The 6,042-nt window shown below is 64.9% G+C and carries 3 protein-coding genes; 1 reads left to right on the plus strand and 2 read right to left on the minus strand.

Annotation, left to right across the window (positions count from 1 at the left end; all coding sequences use genetic code 11):
• On the minus strand, positions 1–4,005 hold a 4,005-nt coding region (locus ELR45_RS16630), incomplete at its 3' end, for a DUF7927 domain-containing protein (RefSeq protein ID WP_165367842.1).
• Positions 4,006–4,504: 499 nt separating this feature from the next.
• Between ELR45_RS16630 and ELR45_RS16635 the strand changes: the two genes are divergently transcribed.
• A complete protein-coding gene (locus ELR45_RS16635; RefSeq protein ID WP_165367843.1) occupies positions 4,505–5,134 on the plus strand; it encodes an RNA polymerase sigma factor in 630 nt (209 codons plus the stop codon).
• On the opposite strand, the gene ELR45_RS35315 is transcribed toward ELR45_RS16635, so the two are convergent.
• Positions 5,065–6,042, minus strand: a 978-nt coding sequence (locus ELR45_RS35315) for a helix-turn-helix transcriptional regulator (RefSeq protein ID WP_205856729.1), incomplete at its 5' end; no start/stop codon positions are given. The two genes, ELR45_RS16635 and ELR45_RS35315, sit on opposite strands and share 70 nt — an antisense overlap.

Raw genomic sequence — 6,042 nt, forward strand, 5'->3', positions numbered from 1 at the left:
GACCTGAGTCATGTCGTCCTCGAACTCCGCGTCCGTCGGCGCCTTGCCGACGTGCTTGACGTTCACCGTGTAGGTGACGACATCACCAGGCTCCACCTCGGAACCGGACTCCGGGTCCGAAACCTTGCTCACCACGAAGTCACCAAGGAGATGGTTCGTCTCGCAGTCCGGGTTCTCGTCCGGCGCCGGCACACACTGTGAAATGGGATCGTCACTGGTGACGACGTTGGCCAGTTCGAAGTCGCCGGTGTCTTTCACCGTGACCGAGTAGGTCAACGTGACCACATCGCCGACGTCCAGATCGCCGTTCCAGAACAGGTTCGGTTCCTCGTACGTCACCTCACCCTGAGACGCCTCCGCGTCATCGTTCCACTCGGCGTCGTCCAGAGCCGCGCTCAGATCATCCTCGATCCGCGCGTTCTCGACGGCACCCTCACCCTTCTGGTTGATCTCGACCTGGTAGGTGACGACGTCACCGACCCGTACTGTCGAACCCGGTGTCGGGTCCGCGGTCTTGGAGTACTCGTAGTACCCCACCGGGTGCTCGGTCCGGCACTGGTTGTCCTCATCCGGATCGGGGCATCCCGGCGACCAGACGTCGTTCTCGAGGAAGGCGTAGCCCTCTTCTCCTTCACCTTCAGCGAGGTCCGCGACGTCCTTGACGGTCACCGAGTACGTGATGGTCGCGACCTCGCCGACCGGGACATCACCCTCCCAGTAGATGACACCGTCCTCCAACGTCGCCTCGCCGATATCGGCGTCGAGGTCGTCGTTGTAGGTCGCGTCATCGAAGACGCCGGCCATAGTGTCCCGGAAGACCGCGCCTGCTGGCACATCGCCTTCCTGCGTGACCTCGACCGTGTACGTGACCGTGTCACCCGGCTTCACCGTGGAACCGGACTCTGGGTCCGACGTCTTCTCCACGGAGTAGTCGGTGACGATCAACGGCGCCGACGTGCGCATCACCAGTTCGGTGTGCTCGGCCCGAGCTTGCGCCCGGTTCACGTAGACGTCCTGCGGCTCCGCTCCGTCCGTGGTGATGACCACCTGGAAGGAGAACGTTCCGCCGGATTCCAGCTCGCCGCCGATGACCCGGATAGCGGTCGGGTTCTCTGGACGATCCGTGGTCCACCCGACGGTGTTGTCCGTCGGATCGCCGGCAGCACCATTCGACTCGTCGGCCGGGTCGTCGTTCAGCGTTTCCGGGTCGGCGTCGGTGTAGTACACCGTCCCGCCGTCCGGCGTTACCACCTCGTCCAGGGAGTACGTGCCCGAGAACGACGTGCCACGCTGGTCGCCGTTGTACGGAAGGATATCGATCGTATCCGTGAACGCCTGCGAGATCGGGTCCTCCGACTCGATCCGAACCGTCCACGAACCAGTACCGACACCATCACCCTCACGGTTCGGGATGTACTCCACATCCGCGGTTTTGAGGATGATCGTGTAGCCGTTGGTCGTGGTCGTCACCGACTCGCTGACCTCAGGTGAATCCTCACCGGCCAGGCTTGAGTAGGCCGTGTTCGTCAGTGTCGTGCCCGGCTCGATACTCGAGTCCGCCACCGCCTGGTAGGCCAGCTCATGCTCGACGTTCGTCTCCACACCGTCCAGCGTCCAGGTCAACACCTGCCGACCTTGTCCGTCGGTCGTGACCGCCGGCTCCGGGTCAGCCGACCCAGGCTCGTACGTCATCCCCACCGGCAACGTGTCGACGATCTGGTAGTCATCGACCGTAGGCGGAACAAGGCCCGCGCCGGTAGCCGAGTACGTCAGGGTGAAGTCGGCCGGTACCCCTGGCGTCACGGTCGGCTGGGCCGCGGACTTCTCGATGTACGGATCAGCGAGGACGACCCGTACGAAGTCGCGCCGCCCGCTGGTGTGAGGGTACTGGGAGCCAGGGGGTGCCGGGGCCCATTGCTGCGAGTCCCATGGCTCGCCGATACCTACCGTCTGCCCGTTGCGCAAGGCCGATCCGAACATCCAGACGTCCTGACCCACCGGCGCGTCATCGTTGACTTGCGTGTACCAGTTGAGCTGGATGCCATTGACGCCTTCGTCGTCGGGAAGCGAGTGCGGGTAGCGGATCCGAACCGCGCTCACCGTCCCCACGTCACCCGGAGCGTCCGTCGACCAGCCACCACCGGTGAAACAGTCGAATGCGTTCGGGTCACCTACGCCGCCGGTGTAATACTCGATCGGCGGGGGATTGTCCAAGGGCTGGCCGCTATCCTCCGGATAGCCTGGATTGCCCGCTCGGATCAGACCGCGAATCTGCGCGAACGGCGCGTCGGGCGGTGGCTCCACGGCTGTGGAGTACGTGGGGTCGAAAACGAGGCAGTTGCCGTACGGACTGTCCGGGTCCACCTGGTCAGAGTCGAAGACGACGTTGGTCCATTGCATGAGCGTGGTGCCGGCAGGGACCCGATAGGTGTTGTCGTTGGCCGTTCCACCGGAATTGGTGTATGGCCGCCAGTACCCCGCCCTGAACCCGCCGGGCAATGTGTACACCTTGTTGGAGGCGTTGTTGCCGGCGAGATCGTCGTACTCCTGCCCGGTAGGCGCCTCATACCTCGGCGCACTCGACGAGAGACTGATCGACCCGGCGCTCTGCGTGGTCACCCGGAACCAGACGGAGCCGCTGGCCACGTAGTCCCAGTTGGGTGGCAGTGCGTTGCCAGTGGAGTCCAGCTCCGGCACGTTGACGAGGTCATAGTTGATCCCGCTGAGCGTGAGGTCGAATTCGCCGGGCGACCCCTGAACCGGGGTCAGCGTGCAACTGTCGATGAACGACGTGCTCCGCGGATGTTCCGGGGCGTGCGACCACGGATGCCCGTCGGCATTCGCCATGTCGAACTCCGTACAGCCCTGAACGCCCCAGTTGTCCTCCTGGCCCACGTTCGACGGGTGGAATCCGACGTCCACGGTCTGCGGCACGTTGGCCCGGTCCGTTGCCCCGACGGTCAGCCGGTACGTGACCGTGTCGGGTCCTGGATCGGAGCCTTTGCCCAACCGCACGGACCACTGCAGATCGACATCCACATAGTGGGGGTCGTAGGGGTCGTCCCACTGCTCCCACTGGCTGACCCCCTGCCACTGGATGTCCATCACGAACGGGTTCTCGATCAGGATGGGCGGCAGCTCGACGTTCTCGCCACTCGGCGACGTGCCGTCCAGCACGATCTCATCGCCGGTCACACCGTTCGCTACAACCGGTGTCTGCACGATGAGCGCGGTGCCCATCTTGACAGTGCCGAAGTTACAGGTGAGCTCCGTGCCGTCGTCGGAGATGCTCGATGCCGGGTCCACATCATCGGTCAGACACAAGTCCGGAATCTCGTCGAAGAACGCCTTGTCCACCGTGAACGTCGCCACGACGTTGTCCACCGGGTCATTGCTCGGCGGCTCCTCGTCGTCATTGACATTGACGCGCCACTCGGCAACCACGGGGTTGCCCCGGGAGATCGTGGCGGGCGGGTTGACCCACTGTCCATCTATCTCGTACACCGGGGTCGACGCGGCCGAGACGTCCGCCGAGCTCGCCTCTCGCTCGTCGGACTCTTCTGCGTCCGGGCCATCGCGGGAGTTCTCGCCAGACTTGTCGTCTCCTGACGACTCTTCGTCGGCCGCTCCGTCACCAGATGGCTCGTCCTCGGACGCTTCGTCGCTCGACGGCTCGTCCTCCTCAGAGGCGTCATCGCCCGAAGTCTGGTCGTCCTCGGAGGCTTTCTCGTCCTTGGAGTCCTCGTCGCCCTTGGTGTTCTCAGGCGCGTCGGTCTCGGACGCGTCATTCTCGTCGTCGGTGCCTTCCTCAGCCGGCTGCTCCTCGTCGACGTTCAGCAACTCGGATGCGTCCGCGTCGGCGGCGGCGCTGCCTTCACTCGACTGGGTGCTGGACAATGCCGCGTCCTCACCGGTGGAGAGCTCTGAGGCACCCGCCGGCGTAGCCGCGATCAGCAGTCCGCCAAACAGCGCGAAGATGAGCATGAAGGCCGTGGGCCGTTTCATGTCTCTAGTGACCCTGCGTGGCCATGGGATCGAAGCACGCTTCCAGAAGCCGCGAGGCTTCCCACGCGCACTTCTGTACTTCCCCCTCGTCGGACTTCTCATGTTCCTTGTTCTCCCTTACCTCGGCAACACCCCTGGACCTCGCAAAAGGTCCAGCACACGCCCCCCGTGGCATCTCGCGTTCTCACGAGTACTGCCTTTGCGATGCACAGCGCAGCACTACTGCGACGCCGAAACATCGGATGCATGAGCACATAGAGCTGAGGATCAGCACGAACGACATATGTGATGTGCGTCACATATGCATGTCGTGCCAAGATGGCCCGCGCGTGTGACACCAAAGAAGCACTCCACCCTCAATGAGCGCCGAATAGGTCGACGTCAGGCAGCAAACTGTCGCTTTTAGGGTGATTCACGTAGTCACGTACGTAGTTTCACTTCACCAATGTGGTGATTCCCCCCTCGCGCCACTTACCGCTTATTCGGCATGTTCTTCACTATGGGGACAAGGGTGGATGAGAAGGAACTGCTGGTATTACTCAATCGAGCACGCGCCGGTGACGAGGAAGCGTTCGCCGCGCTCTACAACAGCGTCCGGCCGATGGCGCGGCACACGGCTCAGTGCCTCGTCCGTGACGCGTACGCCGCCGACGACCTGGTTCAGGAAGCGTTCTACCAAGTACTGCGCGCGGTCCGTTCCGGGCGCGGGCCCACGGAGTCGTTCGCCAGTTACGTCCAGTCGACCGTCAGGCGGCTCGCCTACCGCTACTTCGCCGCACAGAACCGGACCATCATCACCGACGACGAGGCTCTCTGGGAACGAGGCATGGCGCCCACTCCCACGTACTACTCCGGTCTGGCCGCCGACGCATGGGCCCGGCTGCCACCCCGATGGCGCAGCATCCTGTGGCTCATCGAGGTCGACCGCTATACGCCGGCGGAGCTCGCGCCGAGGATGTCGATGACCCCGAACGCGGTCTCCAGCCTGCTCAACCGCGCGCGACAGGCGCTGCGCACCACATACCAGACGCTACAGCAGTCCGACCTGTACGCATTGGGTCAGAACCGGCCCGCGCCGACCGCCATTCCAGCCAGCTCGGACCTCGACCGGACGCCGAGCTTACGGTAGATCTTCACCAGGTGACCTTCAACGGTCCGCACTGACAGATACAGCTCGGATGCGACCTCACGGTTCCGCCGTCCGGCGGCCACCAGACCGGCGATCCGCTGCTCGGTGTCCGTGAGGTCACCGAATCCGCCGCGTCCCGTCAGGTCCGCCTGATCCACGCCGGCTCGCACTCCCCCCGAGCCGAGCTCCGCCTCCGCGCGCGCCGCGAGTCCGAAGGCTCCGCTTTCGCGCGCCAGCAGCATTGCGCGCTGCAGCCACTCCATCGCTTCGGCGCGCCGGCCCAGCCTGCGCAACCGCTCCCCGAAGCACAGCTGTGTGCGCGCTAACTCAACCAAGGAGACCACGTCCATCTCCGTCTCCGCAGCCGCCGTGAACAACTCCACCGACTCGTCGCCGTCGGCCACCATAGCCCGGCATCGCGCCAGCGTGTGCCGTCCCCACGCCGTCGACACGCGCCCGACGCGGGCCTCGAACGTCGCCAGCGCCGACCGCGCCCGTTCCATCTCGCCGAGCCGTACGCACACCTCGATGAAGTCCGGCTCGGCAGCGAGCAGCGACGGGTCGTCATACGCCAACGCGTAGCCCTGAGCACGCTCCAGCGACGCGACGGCCTCCTCAAGCCTGTTGAGATGCAGGAACATCGCGCCGCTCTCCGACTGCACCAGCGCAGTCGCCCACCAGTCGCCGAACCGGCGGGCCCTGTCGATCGCCTCGACACGCGACTGCTCAGCCGCCTCGACCTCACCCATCAGTGCATACGCCCTGATCATGAAGGCCGGCACATCGCCACGGCGGGCGCGCGACGCTCCGAGGACGCGGCGCCACGCACCAGCGGAGTCTCGTGCCGCCAGCAGCCGGCCGGACCGCACCTCCACCGCCGTCGCCACCGCGTGTGCATAACCGACCGT

Origin of the sequence: Phytoactinopolyspora endophytica, from assembly GCF_004138495.1 — a bacterium.
In the GTDB taxonomy this organism is placed as follows: Bacteria; Actinomycetota; Actinomycetes; order Jiangellales; family Jiangellaceae; genus Phytoactinopolyspora; species Phytoactinopolyspora endophytica.

What these genes read in the sequence shown, in the direction of transcription:
- ELR45_RS16635 (WP_165367843.1), top strand. Translation starts at nt 4,505, where the DNA reads ATGGGGACAAGGGTGGATGAGAAGGAACTGCTGGTATTACTCAATCGA.